Here is a 15,042-nt window from a genome sequence, read left to right as displayed (position 1 = left end):
TAACTCTGGCAGAACCGGAGACATCAAGATGAATTTTCAGCAATTGCGTTTTGTGCGCGAAGCCGTGCGTCAGAACATGAATCTGACCGAGGTGGCGAACGTGCTGTACACGTCGCAGTCGGGCGTCTCGAAACAGATCAAGGATCTGGAAGACGAACTCGGCGTCGACATTTTCATTCGACGCGGCAAGCGTCTCACAGGCCTCACCGAGCCGGGCAAGGCGGTGCATCAACTGATCGAGCGGATGCTGCTCGACGCCGAGAATCTGCGCCGCGTCGCGCGCCAGTACGCTGACCAGGATAGCGGTCACCTCGTCGTGGCCACCACCCACACGCAGGCGCGCTACGCGTTGCCTAAGGTGATCCGTCAATTCACCGAGGTGTTCCCGAAAGTACATCTGGCGCTGCGTCAGGGCAGTCCGCAACAGATCGCGCAGATGATCATCAATGGCGAAGCGGATATCGGCATCTCGACCGAAGCGCTCGACCGTTTCCCGGATATCGTCACGTTCCCGTGCTATTCGTGGCATCACGTCGTGGTCGTGCCGAAGGGTCATCCGCTGGTGGGCCGGCCGAATCTGACGCTCGACGAGATCGCCGAATTCCCGATCGTCACTTACGACCAGGACTTCACGGGCCGCTCGCATATCGACCAGGCATTCGCAAAAGCGGGCGCGTTGCCCGACGTCGTGCTGACCGCGATCGACGCCGACGTGATCAAGACCTACGTCGAACTCGGCATGGGCATCGGCGTGGTCGCGGCGATGGCCTACGATCCGAAGCGCGACACGGAACTGGTCGCGCTCGACACGCAGCATCTGTTCGAGGCGAGCACGACGCGGGTCGGTTTGCGCAAGGGCGCGTTCCTGCGCGCGTACGCGTATCGGTTGATCGAGATGTTCGCGCCGCAATTGAACGAAGCGGATATCGCCGCGCAGTTGCGCGAAGCGGTTTGACGGATGCGCCGGATCGCCGCGATCCGGCGCAACGCGTGAACGGCGCCGCGTGAATTCATCGCGGCGTCGGCCAGTGCGAACTTCATGCGGGCTGCGGCTGGCCTGGATGCAAACGCTACGCGAACTCGTGGCGCACGGAGCGCCGGCCTCATCCCGCTCCGAAATGAACGGACATCCGTTTTTTCACGCATGGCGGCGCGCGGCGCATCGCTTACAATCGCCGCCATGAATACTTCGACTTCTTCTTCCGCTATACCTTCAGACGAAGGCGCCACGCCGCCGCTGCCGCGCATCGTCGTCCTGGCGACCGGCGGCACGATCGCCGGCGCGGCCGCGAGCGCTACCAACACATCCGGTTATCAGGCCGGTGTGATCGGGGTCGAGCAACTGCTGGCCGTGGTGCCGGCCTTGTCCACGGTGGCGCGAATCGAGCGCGAGCAGATTGCGAGCGTCGACAGCAAGGACATGGCAATGCCGCTGTGGACCACGCTCGCGCAACACATCAACACGTTGCTTGCCACGGACGACGTCGACGGTGTGGTGGTCACGCATGGCACCGACACGCTCGAAGAAACCGCTTACCTGCTGCATCTCACTGTCAAGTCAGACAAGCCGGTCGTGTTGACCGCGGCCATGCGCCCGGCCTCGGCGCTGTCCGCCGATGGTCCGCTGAATCTGCTGAACGCCGTGACGGTCGCGGCACAGGCAGCCTCGCGCGGGCAGGGCGTGCTGGTGGCCTTCAACAACAAGATTCATAGCGCGCGCGACGTGGTCAAGACGAGCACTTACGCAGTGGATGCTTTTCATTCGCCCGAAATCGGCGCGCTCGGCTGGGTGCAGGACGGCCGCGTCGAATTCCAGCGCAGCGTGGTGCGTCCGCATACGCTCGCGACCGAATTCGTGATCGGTGCGAAGTGGCCGCATGTGGAGATCGTGGTGAGTTACGCGGGCGTGTCGCGCATTGCCGTGGATGCGTTGGTTGCCGCCGGAGTGCGCGGAATCGTCGTGGCGGGCACGGGCAACGGCTCGATTCACGCTTCGGTGCAGCAGGCGCTGGCCGATGCCGCTTCGCAAGGCGTCGCGGTGGTGCGTGCGTCGCGCGTCGGGTCGGGGCATGTGATGCGCAACGGCGCGGCCGCCGACGACGCGCTCGGTTTCGTCAGCGCAGGTTCGCTGAATCCGTACAAGGCGCGCGTGTTGCTGATGCTGGCATTGGCCGCGGGCGCTACCGGGCCGGTGGCGTTGCAGAAGTTATTCGATACGTACTGATCGATTCAGCGCGGACAGGCCGGCTTCAAAGTCAGAACCGTGTCCCGCACATGAAGCTTGAATGACAACGCGGCGCTCCGGTCGATGACCTGGGCGCCGCGTTGTCGTTTCAGCTTGAGGCTTATCGCTAGCACCGCAACGAGGCGGCGTCGGCAAGCAGTCAGTTCGACAGATCCGGCGGCAACTTGCCGCCGTTAGCTGCCAGTGCCACCATCACCTGTTTGTGCAGCCAGATGTTCATGCTTGCCGAATCATTCGTGTCGCCGGTGTACTTCAGTTCCTTGGCGAGTTCCTTGCGATGATCGAGGCTGCTGTCGACGCCGAGCGCTTTCAGCGTGTCGACGATCGACGTACGCCAGTTCAACGTTTGACCGCTCTCACTCACGAACTGGTCCATGACGACAGCGACGTCGACGTCGGCCAGCGGCGCGGGCGCCGGGGTAGCCGCCGGTGCAGCAGCTTGCGCTGCGGCCGGATCCGGTGTCGGCTCAACAGCGGGCGCGGGCTGGTCCGGTTTCGCTTTGCCAAAGAGCTTATGTACGATGTCACCAAAGATGCTCATTCTGAATCCTTTGCAGATAGGTTACTGGCGCAAGCACATTCCGCTCACGGGTTGAACACTGGCTGGGAATCGGGCGGATGAAGCAGAGGACATGCGTTGCCATGATCGGCAAGCCGCACGTGATCGCTGACACACCCGCAACCAGACTCAACGAGTGTAGGAGAAAAGCGCGGACCGATGTGTCAAAAAAGGTCGTGCAAAGGGGACGGAGTTGCAAGCAAATGCAAGCGGACTTGCGAGCACACGTGCGAGGAGACCTGCAAAGGGAGGTGCCGGCAGGCGGCGTCATGACGCACCCGCTGCGAGAGTTTGGCCGAAAAAGCATAAGCATCGTTAAACATGAAATCCGACAGCCGGACACCCGACGACGACGTCTGACCGACCAAGGCTTCCCCGGCGCCGCCGGGTGCCGCTGCGGACCCCACTTGCCGCTCTCAGCCCAGAGCGGCACGATTTGCCCGTTCCGCCGTGCGTGCCGCACGACGAACCGGGCGCCCCACCTGCGACTGCCATGACGTTGATCATGCAACGATCACGGCAGTCCGTATTGCTTCCTTATGCGGCCTTGGCTTCGCTGCCCGGCGCTTGCGCGACTTCGTAATTCGCCATGATTTCGAGCGCGCGCACCATCGCCGAGTGATCCCATGCCTTGCCGCCATTCGCTGCGCATACGCTGAACAGTTGCTGCGCGCTCGCCGTATGCGGCAGGGCGATACCCAGCTTGCGTGCGCCGTCGAGTGCGAGGTTCAGATCCTTCTGGTGCAGTTCGATGCGGAAGCCCGGATCGAACTTGCGCTTGGTCATGCGCTCGCCGTGCACTTCAAGAATCCGCGACGAAGCGAAGCCGCCCATCAGCGCCTTGCGCACACGTTCCGGATCGGCGCCCGAGCGCGACGCGAACAGCAGCGCTTCGGCCACGGCTTCGATGTTCAGCGCGACGATGATCTGGTTCGCGACCTTGCAGGTCTGACCCGCGCCGTTGTCGCCGATCAGCGAGATGTTCTTGCCCATCAGTTCGAACAGCGGCTTGGCCGTGGCGAACGCTTTTTCCGGGCCGCCCACCATGATCGTCAGCGACGCTTCACGCGCGCCGACTTCGCCGCCGGAGACCGGCGCATCCAGGTAGTCGACGCCCAGCGCGTTGATCTTCTTCGCGAACGCTTGCGTGTCGAGCGGCGAGATCGAGCTCATGTCGATCACGAGCTTGCCTTGCGAGAGGCCGGCGGCGACGCCGTCGTCGGCGAACAGCACGTTGGCGACGTCAGGCGTGTCCGGCACCATGATGATGACGATGTCGGCGGCCTGCGCGACAGCGGTCGAATTCGCGACGACGCTCGTCGTCTTGCTCAGATCTTCCGGCACCGGGTACGCGCCATTCACGAACAGCGAGTGACCGCCCTTGATGAGGTTGCGCGCCATGTGCGCGCCCATGATGCCGAGGCCGATGAAACCGATCTTTGCCATGTGTCTAAATCTCCAGTGTTGTTGGGTGTCCCGCAAGAGGACGTCCTTCGGGGCGAGAAGCGCCTGATCCCACCGATCAATGAAGCGATGCGGCGCTCAGGCGGCGGCGTGCGCCGCGCCGCGGGTTTGCCCGGCCACGCTCTGCACCCAGCCGAGGCCGGCGGTGGTCGTCGTGCGCGGTTTGTATTCGCAGCCGACGTAGCCGTCGTAGCCGAGCGAGTCGAGCAGTTCGAACAGGAACGGGTAGTTGATTTCGCCCGTGCCCGGTTCGTTGCGACCCGGGTTGTCGGCGAGCTGGATGTGCGCGATCTGCGGCAGGTTCTTCTTGATGGTCGCCGCGAGTTCGCCTTCCATCCGTTGCATGTGATAGATGTCGTATTGCAGGAACAGATTGTCCGAACCGACTGCGCGAATTACGTCGAGGCCTTCGCCCGAACGGTTCAGTGCGAAGCCCGGAATATCGTAGGAGTTGCACGGCTCGACCAGCAGCTTGATGCCGGCCTTCTTCAATTCGCCCGCGGCGAAGCGCAGGTTGTCGACGATGGTCGAGCGCGCCTTGTCCGCATCGACGCCGGCCGTCGGAATACCGACGAGGCAGTTCAATTGCGGCACCTTCAGTGCTGTCGCGTATTCGATCGCGCGGCCGACGCCTTCCTGGAATTCGCTTACGCGATCCGGCAGGCACGCGATACCGCGTTCGCCCGCTTCCCAGTTGCCCGCGGGCAGGTTATGCAGCACCAGCTTCAAGCGGTTCTGCTGCAGACGTTCGCTCAACTCAGCGATCTGAAACGGATACGGAAACAGGAATTCGACGGCGTGAAAGCCCGCGTCCGCCGCAGCCGCAAAGCGGTCGAGGAACGGGACTTCGTTGAACAGCATGGTGAGATTCGCTGCAAATTTCGGCATGGTGCGTCTGTCTCTCTGGTCGGTCAGTGGAATGGCTTCGTGAGGCGGTTCGGTGTTGCTGAACCGCGCTCACGTGATGCTTACTTGTTCAACGCGTCCAGCAACTCAGTCTCAGTCGAGCATGCTGATCGCGGTCGGTGCGTCTTCGCGCTTCGCGGCCAGTTCTTCGAACTCGTTGATCGCGTCGATTTCGGTGCCCATCGAAATGTTGGTCACACGTTCGAGGATCACTTCGACGATCACCGGCACGTTGAACTCGGAGAGCATCGATTGCGCCTTCAGCAGCGCGGGCTTCAGTTCTTCCGGCTTGAACACGCGGATCGCCTTGCAACCCAGACCTTCCGCGACGGCAACGTGATCCACGCCGTAGCCGTTCATCTCCGGCGCATTGATGTTCTCGAAGCCGAGCTGCACGCAGAAGTCCATATCGAATGCGCGCTGTGCCTGGCGGATCAGGCCGAGGTACGAGTTGTTCACCACCACATGCACGTATGGCAGCTTGAATTGCGCGCCCACTGCCAGCTCTTCGATCATGAACTGGAAGTCGTAGTCGCCTGAGAGCGCCACGATCGGACGTTGCGGGTCAGCGGCACGCACGCCGAGCGCTGCCGGAATCGTCCAGCCGAGCGGGCCGGCCTGGCCGCAGTTGATCCAGTTGCGCGCCTTGTAGACGTGCAGGAATTGCGCGCCGGCAATCTGCGAGAGACCGATCGTGCTCACGTAGCACGTGTCGCGGCCGAACACCTGGTTCATTTCTTCGTAGACGCGTTGCGGCTTCATCGGCACGTTGTCGAAGTGCGTCTTGCGGAGCATCGTCTTCTTGCGTTGCTGGCAATCGGCGACCCATGCGCTGCGGTCCTTCAGCTTGCCCGCGGCCTTCCATTCCTGCGCCACTTCGACGAACAGTTCGAGCGCGGCCTTCGCGTCCGACACGATGCCGAGATCCGGGCCGAACACGCGGCCGATCTGCGTCGGTTCGATGTCGACGTGCACGAACTTGCGGCCCTTCGTGTACACCTCGACGCTGCCCGTGTGACGGTTCGCCCAGCGGTTGCCGATGCCGAGCACGAAGTCGGAGGCGAGCATCGTCGCGTTGCCGTAGCGGTGCGAGGTTTGCAGGCCGACCATGCCGGCCATCAACGGATGGTCGTCGGGAATCGCGCCCCACGACATCAGCGTCGGGATCACCGGCACGCCGATGGTTTCAGCGAACGTGACGAGCAGGTCTTCCGCGGCTGCGTTCAGCACGCCGCCACCCGAGACGATCAGCGGCTTGTCCGAGTCGTTCAGCAACGTGAGGGCGGCTTCGATCTGTTTGCGCGATGCTTTCGGCTTGTAGACCGGCAGCGGTTCGTACGTGTCGATGTCGAATTCGATTTCGGCGAGCTGCACGTCGATCGGCAGGTCGACCAGCACCGGACCCGGACGGCCCGAGCGCATCAGGTGGAAAGCCTGCTGGAACACGCGCGGGACCAACGCCGGTTCACGCACGGTGACGGCCCACTTGGTGACAGGCTTGGCGATCGATTCGATATCGACGGCCTGGAAGTCTTCCTTGTACAGACGCGCGCGCGGCGCCTGGCCCGTGATGGCGAGAATAGGAATGGAGTCGGCCTGAGCCGAGTACAAACCGGTGATCATGTCGGTGCCGGCGGGGCCCGACGTGCCGATACACACGCCGATGTTGCCCGGTTGAGCGCGCGTATAGCCTTCGGCCATATGCGACGCGCCCTCGACGTGGCGGGCCAGCACGTGGCTGATGTTGCCTGCCTTGCGCATGGCCGAGTAGAACGGGTTGATCGCTGCGCCCGGAACGCCGAATGCGGTGTCGATACCTTCTTTTTCGAGCACCAGCACGGCTGCGTCGACGGCTCTCATCTTGGCCATGAATGTCTCCTGAATGTCTGGGAATGGGCTAACTAAACGTGTTGAGTGCACTTTAGGCCTGACGTAAAGGTTTGATAAGATCAGTCCGGGTCGCTTATTTCGAAACAAAAAGTATGGAATGGCCCGTGGGCTGGCATCGGGACTAGCAGGTGGGAGATAAAAATGGACCGCTTCAAACAGATCGAAACGTTCGTGCGCGTCGCGGACGCAGGCAGCCTCGCGGCGGCCGCGCTGGAGGAGGGCGTGTCGCCGGTGATTCTCGGCCGCCGCATCGACGCGCTGGAAAAGCGCCTCGGTGTCAAACTGATGTACCGCTCGACGCGCCGGCTGGTGGTCAGCGAAGACGGCGCCGCGTTCCTGGAGCGCTGCCGCGGTCTGCTCACCGAATGGGATCAGGCGGAAAACGAGTTAAGCGCCGGGCGGCGCGCGGTGAACGGGCATCTGATCGTGTCGGCGCCGGCCGCGTTCGGGCGCAAGCACGTCGCGCCGCTCGCCCCGGCGTTTCTCGCCGATAAGCCGGAATTGCAGGTGTCGTTCAATCTGACCGACCGGGTAGTGGATCTGGTGCGCGAGGGTTACGACCTGTCGATCCGCATCGGCGGCGCGGTCGATCCGAACTTCGTGGCGGTCAAGCTGGCGTCGAACCGGCGCGTGGTGTGCGGCACGCCGGCGTATTTCCGCCAATACGGCAGGCCAAAAACACTCGAAGACCTGCCGCAGCACAACTGTCTCGCGTTCAATCTGCAAGGCGGACAGAACCGCGGCTGGTACTTCCGCCGCAACGGCAAGCTGGCGACGGTGCGCGTGGGCGGCACGCTCGACTGCAACGACGGCGAACTGCTGCACCGGTGGGTGTCGGAAGGGCTTGGACTCGGCTGGCGCTCCACGTGGGAAATCCAGCAGCAACTGGCGCGCGGCGAACTGGAAACCGTGCTCGACGAGTTCGCGCTACCCGATTACGACATTCTCGCCGTCTACCCGCAGCAACGGTATGTGCCGGCCAAGGTGCGGTACTTCATCGATTATCTGAAAGAGGTGTACGCCAGCGAGGATTACTGGAACCGCCCGGCTTACTGAGGGGCAGGCGGCGGGTCGGCCGGATTTTTTGGCGGATTTCGCGTGGCGGCGGGAATAAACTTCGCGGATAGCCGGTTATGCGCTGTAGAGAGTGTCACGACGAGCTCCATCGCATAGCCCGCAATGCCCTGGAGGGCCGAAGTGGTCCAGACCGATTCAGAACCTGTCCGCGCGCACGGCGAGTCCGAAGCAGCGAGGAGCCGGCGCTTTCAGCAGATGGCGCTGCCGCACCTCGATGCCGCGTACAACCTTGCGCGCTGGTTGTGCGGTAACGCCAGCGATGCCGACGATGTCGTGCAGGAAGCCTTCATGCGCGCGTTTCGCTTCTTCGACACCTTTCGCGGCGATTCGGCGCGGCCGTGGCTGCTGGCGATCGTGCGCCGTACCTGGTACACGGAATGGCGGCGGCGTGCGTCGTCGCACGAAACGGTCGAATTCGACGACACCATGGACGACGCCACCTTCGACGGCTGGAGCGTGGGTGGCGCCGACCCGCAAGCACTCCTGATCCGCGACGAGGATACGAAACTCGTCCACGAGGCGCTCGCGCAGTTGCCGGTCGAGTACCGGGAAGTGCTGATGCTGAGGGAGCTGGAGGAGATGGGGTATCGGGAGATCGCGGCGGTGGCGGACGTGCCGATCGGCACGGTGATGTCCCGGCTCGCGCGGGGGCGCCGCAAGCTGGCCGCGTTGCTCATGGAGAAACAGGGGGGCGGAACAGCGCCGCACAGGTCGTCGACGTGCGCGGCGTCCGGCCCAGGTAAATCGGCCACGGCGAGCGTGACACCCTTGCGGGCGTCCGCCAACGGCCGGCCACTCAACACGCCAGGCGGCAGCGCCGCCGGCAACGCTCAGGAGACGCCAGATGGACTGTAACGAAGCGCGGCCGCTCCTCGACGCGAACGCCGATCAGGAATTACCCGCGCCGGATGCCCGGCGCGTCCAGCAGCACATCGAGAGCTGCGCCGCCTGCCGGCGCGAAAGCGAAAACCTGCGGGCTTTGAGCGGCGCGCTGCGCGCGGCGCCTTACCATCGCGCGCCGCAGTCGCTGCGCGAGCGGATCGTCGCCGGATTGCCGCCGATTGAGGAACCAGTTGCCACGGCCGAGGCGCCGGTTGCCAACGTCAAGACGCCGCCGCGCGAGCGCGCGCGGCGGGGCTGGCTCGATCGATTGCTGGATGGCTGGCGCGCGCCGCAAGACGGGTTCGGCTGGCCGACGGGCGCGGGCGGCTCGGTTGGCTCAGGCGGCGTGTTCGCGCGCGGCTGGCTGACGGCGCTGGTCGTCGCGTTGTGCGCGGTCGCGGCGGGCGTGGCGTTGAACCTGCACCGGCCGGCGGACTTTGGGCCGTTCGCCGACGAACTGGTGGAAAGCCATGTCCGCGCGCAGGTGTCGGGGCGCGACATCGACGTGATTTCGACGGACCGGCATACGGTCAAGCCGTGGTTCAATGGCCGGCTCGACTATTCGCCACCGGTCGAGGATCTGGCTGCGAGCGGTTTCGCGCTGGAAGGCGGGCGTCTGGACTATCTCGCGCATCAGCGGGTGGCCGTGCTGGTGTACCGCTACCAGAAGCACGTGATCGACGTGTACGTGTTTCCGCAGGCCGCCTCAGGCGGTACAGGCCGAAACACGGACGGCACGGTGCCCGCGACGCTCGGCCGCGAAGGCTACTCGATCGCGCACTGGAACGCGGAAGGCATGACCTGGTGGGCGATTTCGGACGCGGCGCCCGACGCGCTGAAGGGGCTCGAAGTGGCGCTGAAGGCGCGCCTGCAAAGCGGTAGCGAGCGCACGGAAGCAGGCTCGTAGTCTGCAAACGGCGGCCTGGCGGCCTTGGCGGGCCACCAGGCCGCCGGGCGGCGAGGGTCTCTTGCTTAACGCGCAAAGGCTGACCGTCCGTTTCAGGCTTCCCGGAGCGAGATGCCGCATCCGGCTTCGCGGCTCCACCGCCTAAACCCTTGAAAACACACCCGATTCGCGCCCCGCAATAACAGCATATCTTGCAACCCGGCCCTAATCGAGTTACACTCTTTGGCTTCTCACTTGCCACACCGGTTCCGACGCCCGGGTGGCTTTAATCCACAAGGAGTGTGTATGCGTCATTATGAAATCGTCTTTATCGTGCATCCCGATCAGAGCGAGCAAGTGCCCGCCATGATCGAACGTTACAAGAGCACGATCACGTCGCACGGTGGCCAGATCCACCGTATCGAGGACTGGGGCCGTCGCCAACTGGCCTACATGATCGAGAAACTCGCGAAGGCTCACTACGTCTGCATGAACATCGAATGCGACCAAACCACGCTCGACGAGCTGGAACACGCATTCAAGTTCAACGACGCCGTTCTGCGTCACCTGATCGTCAAGATGAAGAAGGCCGAAACCGGCCCGTCGCCGATGATGAAGGAAGTGCAGCGCGAAGAAGCCAAGAAGTCGGCTGCTACGCAACCGTCCGAAGCGCAGGCTTAAGACACACTATTTAAGCTACCAGATTCAGCGTCGTTCTCGCCAAAGGCTACATGAACCGGCTGCAACTCACGGCCAGCGTCGTCGAACGCGAACCGGTGCGGTACACCCCCGCCGGCGTTCCGATTGCAGGCTGCACGTTGCACCACCGCACGGAAGTCGTCGAAGCCGGCATTGCCCGGCAAGTCGAGCTGACCATGCAGGCAGTAGCCGCAGGCGAGGCGAGCGGTAAGCTGGAAAGCTGTCAGATGGGCGTGGAAACGCTCTTCACAGGCTTTCTGGCGAAAAAGCACCGCAACGCAAGAACTCTGGTATTTCACATCACAGCATTGCAGGACATTGGAAAGGACTGAACATGCCCCGCCCGACTGGTAAGAAATTCGACAAGCGTCGTCAGCAACAAAATCCGCTCTTCAAGCGCAAGAAGTTCTGCCGTTTCACGGCCGCTAACGTCGATCACATCGACTACAAGGACCTCGAAACGCTGAAGGACTTCATCGGCGAAAACGGCAAGATCACGCCGGCGCGTCTCACGGGTACGAAGTCGCACTATCAACGCCAGCTGGACACGGCAATCAAGCGCGCACGTTTCCTCGCGCTGGTGCCGTACACCGACCAGCACAAGGCCTAACCCGACGACGCGATAAGGAGTATCCGAATGCAAATTATTCTTCTGGAAAAAGTCGTCAATCTGGGCAACCTGGGCGATATCGTGAAGGTCAAGGACGGTTACGCACGTAACTTCCTGATCCCGAACAAGCAAGCTCGCCGTGCAACGAAGGAAGCCCTGGCTGAATTCGAAGTGCGCCGCGCAGAACTCGAAAAAGTTGCCGGTGAAAAGCTGGCTGCTGCTCAAGCCCAAGGCGAAAAGCTGGGTGGCTCGACGGTTCAGATCAACCAGAAGGCTGGCGTCGACGGCCGTCTGTTCGGTTCGGTGACGAACGCGGACATCGCTGAAGCCCTGGTCAAGCAAGGCTTCGCAGTGGAAAAGGCGCAAGTGCGTCTGCCGGAAGGCCCGCTGAAGATGGTTGGCGAGCACGCAGTTCAAATCTCGCTGCACACCGACGTTCTGGTCGATGTGACGGTGGCTGTGATCGGCGAACACGTCTAAGCCGACCGCGTCTAAGCCGACCGCGTCTAAGCCGACCGCGTCTAAGCATCACATAGCATCAGCCAGGAGGTTGCTGGCAAAAGGCAGGGGCCGGGTAACCGGCCCCTGTTTTTTTTGGTGCCCGTTTTTTTGTTTTTCCCGCTCGCCGCAGCCGCCCGCGCGCCCCCGATTTGCCCGATAATCCCTCTCCATGAACGCACCGTCCAAAGATCCCCAACTCGAGTCGCTGAAAGTCCCGCCGCATTCGATCGAGGCCGAGCAATCGGTGCTGGGCGGCCTGCTGCTCGACAATGCCGCGTGGGACCGCATCGCCGACTTCCTGTCGCAGAGCGATTTTTACCGCTACGACCACCGCATCATCTTCGAGCACATCGGCAAGCTGATCGCGGCCACGCGTCCGGCCGACGTGATTACCGTGTACGAGGCGCTCGGCACCTCGGGCAAGGCGGAAGAGGTCGGCGGTCTGGCCTATCTGAACGCGCTGGCGCAGAACACGCCGAGCGCGGCCAACATCCGCCGCTACGCGGAAATCGTGCGCGATCGCGCGGTGCTGCGCCGGCTGGTCTCGGTCGCCGATGAAATCTCCGCCGACGCCTTCAACCCGCAGGGGAAGGAAGTCCGCCAACTGCTGGACGAGGCCGAGTCGAAGGTGTTCTCGATCGCCGAGGACGGCGCGCGCGGCACGCAAGGCTTCCTCGAAATCGGGCCGCTGCTCACGCAAGTGGTCGAGCGGATCGACACGCTTTATCACACCGCCAATCCGAGCGACGTAACCGGCACGCCAACCGGCTTTGTCGATCTGGACCGAATGACTTCGGGCATGCACGGCGGCGAGCTGATCATCGTCGCGGGCCGTCCGTCGATGGGTAAAACGGCGTTCTCGATGAACATCGGCGAATATGTAGCGGTCGAGTACGGCTTGCCGGTCGCGGTGTTTTCGATGGAAATGCCGGGTTCGCAGCTCACCATGCGTATGCTCGGCTCGGTTGGGCGGCTGGATCAGCACCGTATGCGAACCGGGCGCCTGACCGATGAAGATTGGCCGAAGCTCACGCACGCTGTGCAGAAGATGAGCGAGGCGCAGATTTTCATCGACGAAACCGGCGGTCTGAACCCGATGGAATTGCGCTCGCGGGCGCGCCGATTGTCGCGCCAGTGCGGCAAGCTCGGGTTGATCATCATCGACTATTTGCAACTGATGAGCGGCTCGTCGTCAGGTGAAAACCGCGCGACCGAAATCTCGGAAATCTCGCGTTCGCTGAAGAGTCTCGCCAAGGAACTCGATGTACCGGTGATCGCCTTGTCGCAGTTGAACCGCGGCCTCGAACAGCGCCCGAACAAGCGGCCGATCATGTCGGACTTGCGCGAATCCGGCGCTATCGAGCAGGATGCCGACGTGATCCTGTTCATTTACCGCGACGAAGTGTACAACCCGGATAGTCCCGACAAAGGCACGGCCGAAATCATCATCGGTAAGCAGCGGAATGGGCCAATCGGTCCCGTTCGGCTCACGTTCCATGGTCAATTCACGAAGTTCGACAACTTTGCCGGCGCGCAGAATTTCTACAGCGATTGAGCGGAGAAGTGAAGCGATAACTGAAGCGTCGTTGTAACGGCGCTTTCAAAAGTGCGGCTTGGGTCTCGCAACGGTACAATGTGGCGGTTTTATGTCAGCCATAATGTGACCAATTTTCGGGATCCCAATGTTCGGTCGATTCATGCCCACCGAGGGCAAGTTCTTTGAAATTTTCAATGCGCACGCAACGTGCATCGTCTCGGCAAGCCGCGAACTCGAGCTGCTGATCGACAACCTGCAGGACGCCGAGACCCACAAGCAGAACGTGCAGAAAGCCGAGAAGGCCGCTGACAAGCTCACGCACGAAACCATCGACCTGCTGCACAAGACATTCATCACGCCGCTCGACCGTGACGAGATCCACAAGCTGATCACCACGATGGACGACATCCTCGACCTGATGGAGGACGTCGCCACCGCCATTTCGCTGTACGACGTGCAGGCCGTGACCTCCGAGGCGAGTCAGTTGGCGCACATCTGCACGGCAACCTCCGAGCGTGTGCAGTTCGCCGTGAGCCTGCTGTCGGACATGAAGCAGGCGAGCCAGATCCTGAAAGCCTGCGAGGACATCGACCGTCTGGAATCGGAGGCCGACCGCGTGCTGCGCTCGGCCATGTCGAAACTGTTCCGCGAAGAGGACAACGTCAAGACCCTGATCAAGCTGAAGGCGATCTACGAATTGCTCGAAACGATCACGGACAAGTGTGAGGATGTAGCGAACATCATCGAAGGCATCGTGCTGGAAAACGCATAATGCAATCGATACAACTTGCAATCTGGGTCGTCGCCGGCCTGGTCGCCGTCGCGCTGATCTTCGACTTCATGAACGGCTTCCACGACGCGGCAAATTCGATCGCCACGGTCGTCTCGACCGGCGTGCTGAAGCCGCAGCAGGCGGTGGCCTTCGCGGCGGCCTTCAACGTCATCGCGTATTTCGTGTTCCACCTGAAAGTGGCCGCGACCGTCGGCAAGGGCACGATCGACCCGAACATCGTCGACCATTACGTGATTTTCGGCGCGCTGGTCGGCGCGATCGGCTGGAACATCATCACCTGGCACTACGGTATTCCGTCGAGTTCCTCGCATGCGCTGATCGGCGGCCTGGTGGGCGCGGCGCTTGCCAAATCAGGCTGGGGCTCGCTGAATTTCGACGGCCTGATGAAAACGGTCGCCTTCATCTTCATTTCGCCGCTGCTCGGCTTCGTGCTCGGTTCGTTCTTCATGCTGGCGGTGTCGTGGATCTACTTCCGTACGCCGCCGAGCAAGGTCGACCGGCGTTTCCGGCGCCTGCAGCTGGTGTCGGCGGGCTTGTACAGTCTCGGCCACGGCGGCAACGATGCGCAGAAAACCATCGGCATTATCTGGATGCTGCTGATCGCGACCGGTTATGCGTCGTCGTTCGCGGATGCGCCGCCGCTGTGGGTGATCGGCGGCTGCTATCTTTCGATGGGCGTGGGCACGCTGTTTGGCGGCTGGCGCATTGTCCGCACGATGGGCCAGAAGATCACCAAGCTCAAGCCGGTCGGCGGCTTTTGCGCGGAGTCGGGCGGCGCGATCACGCTGTTCACTGCCTCGTGGCTCGGCATTCCGGTGTCCACCACGCATACGATTACCGGCGCGATCGTCGGTGTCGGCGCGACGCAGAAGCTGAGCGCGGTGCGCTGGGGCGTGGCCGGTAATATCGTGTGGGCGTGGATTCTGACGATCCCGGCTTCCGCCATGCTCTCGGGTGCGGCCTGGTGGCTCGGCCACCGCTTTCTGTAAGCGC

16 protein-coding genes are annotated in these 15,042 nt (G+C 62.6%); 12 read left to right on the top strand and 4 right to left on the bottom strand.

The features are described from left to right. Window positions 1-28: 28 nt before the first annotated feature. A complete protein-coding gene (locus PQR32_RS10885; protein WP_007182122.1) occupies window positions 29-955 on the top strand; it encodes a CysB family HTH-type transcriptional regulator in 927 nt (308 codons plus the stop codon). Window positions 956-1,180: 225 nt separating this feature from the next. Continuing rightward, window positions 1,181-2,224 (top strand): asparaginase, encoded by a 1,044-nt coding sequence (locus tag PQR32_RS10880; RefSeq protein WP_408225621.1) that lies wholly within the window; start codon window positions 1,181-1,183, stop codon window positions 2,222-2,224. A gap of 160 nt (window positions 2,225-2,384) precedes the next feature. On the opposite strand, the gene PQR32_RS10875 is transcribed toward PQR32_RS10880, so the two are convergent. From PQR32_RS10875 to gcl, 4 genes are all read right to left on the bottom strand, one after another. Then, window positions 2,385-2,786 (bottom strand): DUF3597 domain-containing protein, encoded by a 402-nt coding sequence (locus PQR32_RS10875; RefSeq protein ID WP_408225618.1) that lies wholly within the window; start codon window positions 2,784-2,786, stop codon window positions 2,385-2,387. Window positions 2,787-3,341: 555 nt separating this feature from the next. Beyond that, on the bottom strand, window positions 3,342-4,250 hold the full coding sequence (locus PQR32_RS10870; protein WP_408225615.1) for a 2-hydroxy-3-oxopropionate reductase: 909 nt from the start codon (window positions 4,248-4,250) through the stop codon (window positions 3,342-3,344). Window positions 4,251-4,346: 96 nt separating this feature from the next. Next, window positions 4,347-5,156 (bottom strand): hydroxypyruvate isomerase, encoded by an 810-nt coding sequence (gene hyi, locus PQR32_RS10865; RefSeq protein WP_408225612.1) that lies wholly within the window; start codon window positions 5,154-5,156, stop codon window positions 4,347-4,349. Window positions 5,157-5,267: 111 nt separating this feature from the next. Continuing rightward, window positions 5,268-7,043: a glyoxylate carboligase gene (gene gcl, locus PQR32_RS10860; RefSeq protein ID WP_408225609.1), complete on the bottom strand. Its 1,776-nt coding sequence runs from the start codon at window positions 7,041-7,043 to the stop codon at window positions 5,268-5,270. A gap of 162 nt (window positions 7,044-7,205) precedes the next feature. On the opposite strand from gcl, the gene PQR32_RS10855 reads away from it, so the two are divergent. From PQR32_RS10855 to PQR32_RS10810, 10 genes are all read left to right on the top strand, one after another. Further along, window positions 7,206-8,120 (top strand): LysR family transcriptional regulator, encoded by a 915-nt coding sequence (locus tag PQR32_RS10855; RefSeq protein ID WP_408225606.1) that lies wholly within the window; start codon window positions 7,206-7,208, stop codon window positions 8,118-8,120. 141 nt (window positions 8,121-8,261) lie between these two features. Next, window positions 8,262-8,996, top strand: coding sequence for an RNA polymerase sigma factor (locus tag PQR32_RS10850; protein WP_408225696.1), 735 nt, complete (start codon window positions 8,262-8,264; stop codon window positions 8,994-8,996). Continuing rightward, a complete protein-coding gene (locus tag PQR32_RS10845) occupies window positions 8,986-9,930 on the top strand; it encodes an anti-sigma factor family protein (protein ID WP_408225603.1) in 945 nt (314 codons plus the stop codon). Before PQR32_RS10850 ends, PQR32_RS10845 begins: the two co-directional genes overlap by 11 nt. A gap of 285 nt (window positions 9,931-10,215) precedes the next feature. After that, window positions 10,216-10,590 (top strand): 30S ribosomal protein S6, encoded by a 375-nt coding sequence (gene rpsF / locus PQR32_RS10840; protein ID WP_006048823.1) that lies wholly within the window; start codon window positions 10,216-10,218, stop codon window positions 10,588-10,590. A 50-nt stretch (window positions 10,591-10,640) separates the two neighbouring features. Continuing rightward, on the top strand, window positions 10,641-10,940 hold the full coding sequence (priB, locus tag PQR32_RS10835) for a primosomal replication protein N (protein WP_007182110.1): 300 nt from the start codon (window positions 10,641-10,643) through the stop codon (window positions 10,938-10,940). Window positions 10,941-10,942: 2 nt separating this feature from the next. After that, window positions 10,943-11,218 (top strand): 30S ribosomal protein S18, encoded by a 276-nt coding sequence (gene rpsR, locus PQR32_RS10830; RefSeq protein WP_012432802.1) that lies wholly within the window; start codon window positions 10,943-10,945, stop codon window positions 11,216-11,218. A gap of 27 nt (window positions 11,219-11,245) precedes the next feature. Beyond that, complete coding sequence (rplI, locus tag PQR32_RS10825; protein ID WP_408225600.1) at window positions 11,246-11,698, top strand: 50S ribosomal protein L9; 453 nt, start codon at window positions 11,246-11,248, stop codon at window positions 11,696-11,698. Between the two features lie 190 nt (window positions 11,699-11,888). Then, a complete protein-coding gene (locus PQR32_RS10820; protein ID WP_074763850.1) occupies window positions 11,889-13,274 on the top strand; it encodes a replicative DNA helicase in 1,386 nt (461 codons plus the stop codon). A gap of 127 nt (window positions 13,275-13,401) precedes the next feature. Then, window positions 13,402-14,028 (top strand): DUF47 domain-containing protein, encoded by a 627-nt coding sequence (locus PQR32_RS10815; RefSeq protein WP_012432805.1) that lies wholly within the window; start codon window positions 13,402-13,404, stop codon window positions 14,026-14,028. Beyond that, complete coding sequence (locus PQR32_RS10810; RefSeq protein WP_408225597.1) at window positions 14,028-15,038, top strand: inorganic phosphate transporter; 1,011 nt, start codon at window positions 14,028-14,030, stop codon at window positions 15,036-15,038. Before PQR32_RS10815 ends, PQR32_RS10810 begins: the two co-directional genes overlap by 1 nt. Window positions 15,039-15,042: the final 4 nt, after the last annotated feature.

This window comes from Paraburkholderia dipogonis, assembly GCF_046027395.1.
In the GTDB taxonomy this organism is placed as follows: Bacteria; Pseudomonadota; Gammaproteobacteria; order Burkholderiales; family Burkholderiaceae; genus Paraburkholderia; species Paraburkholderia dipogonis_A.
Note: the sequence above shows the minus strand (reverse complement) of the source record. Positions and strands in the feature narration are given on the sequence as shown.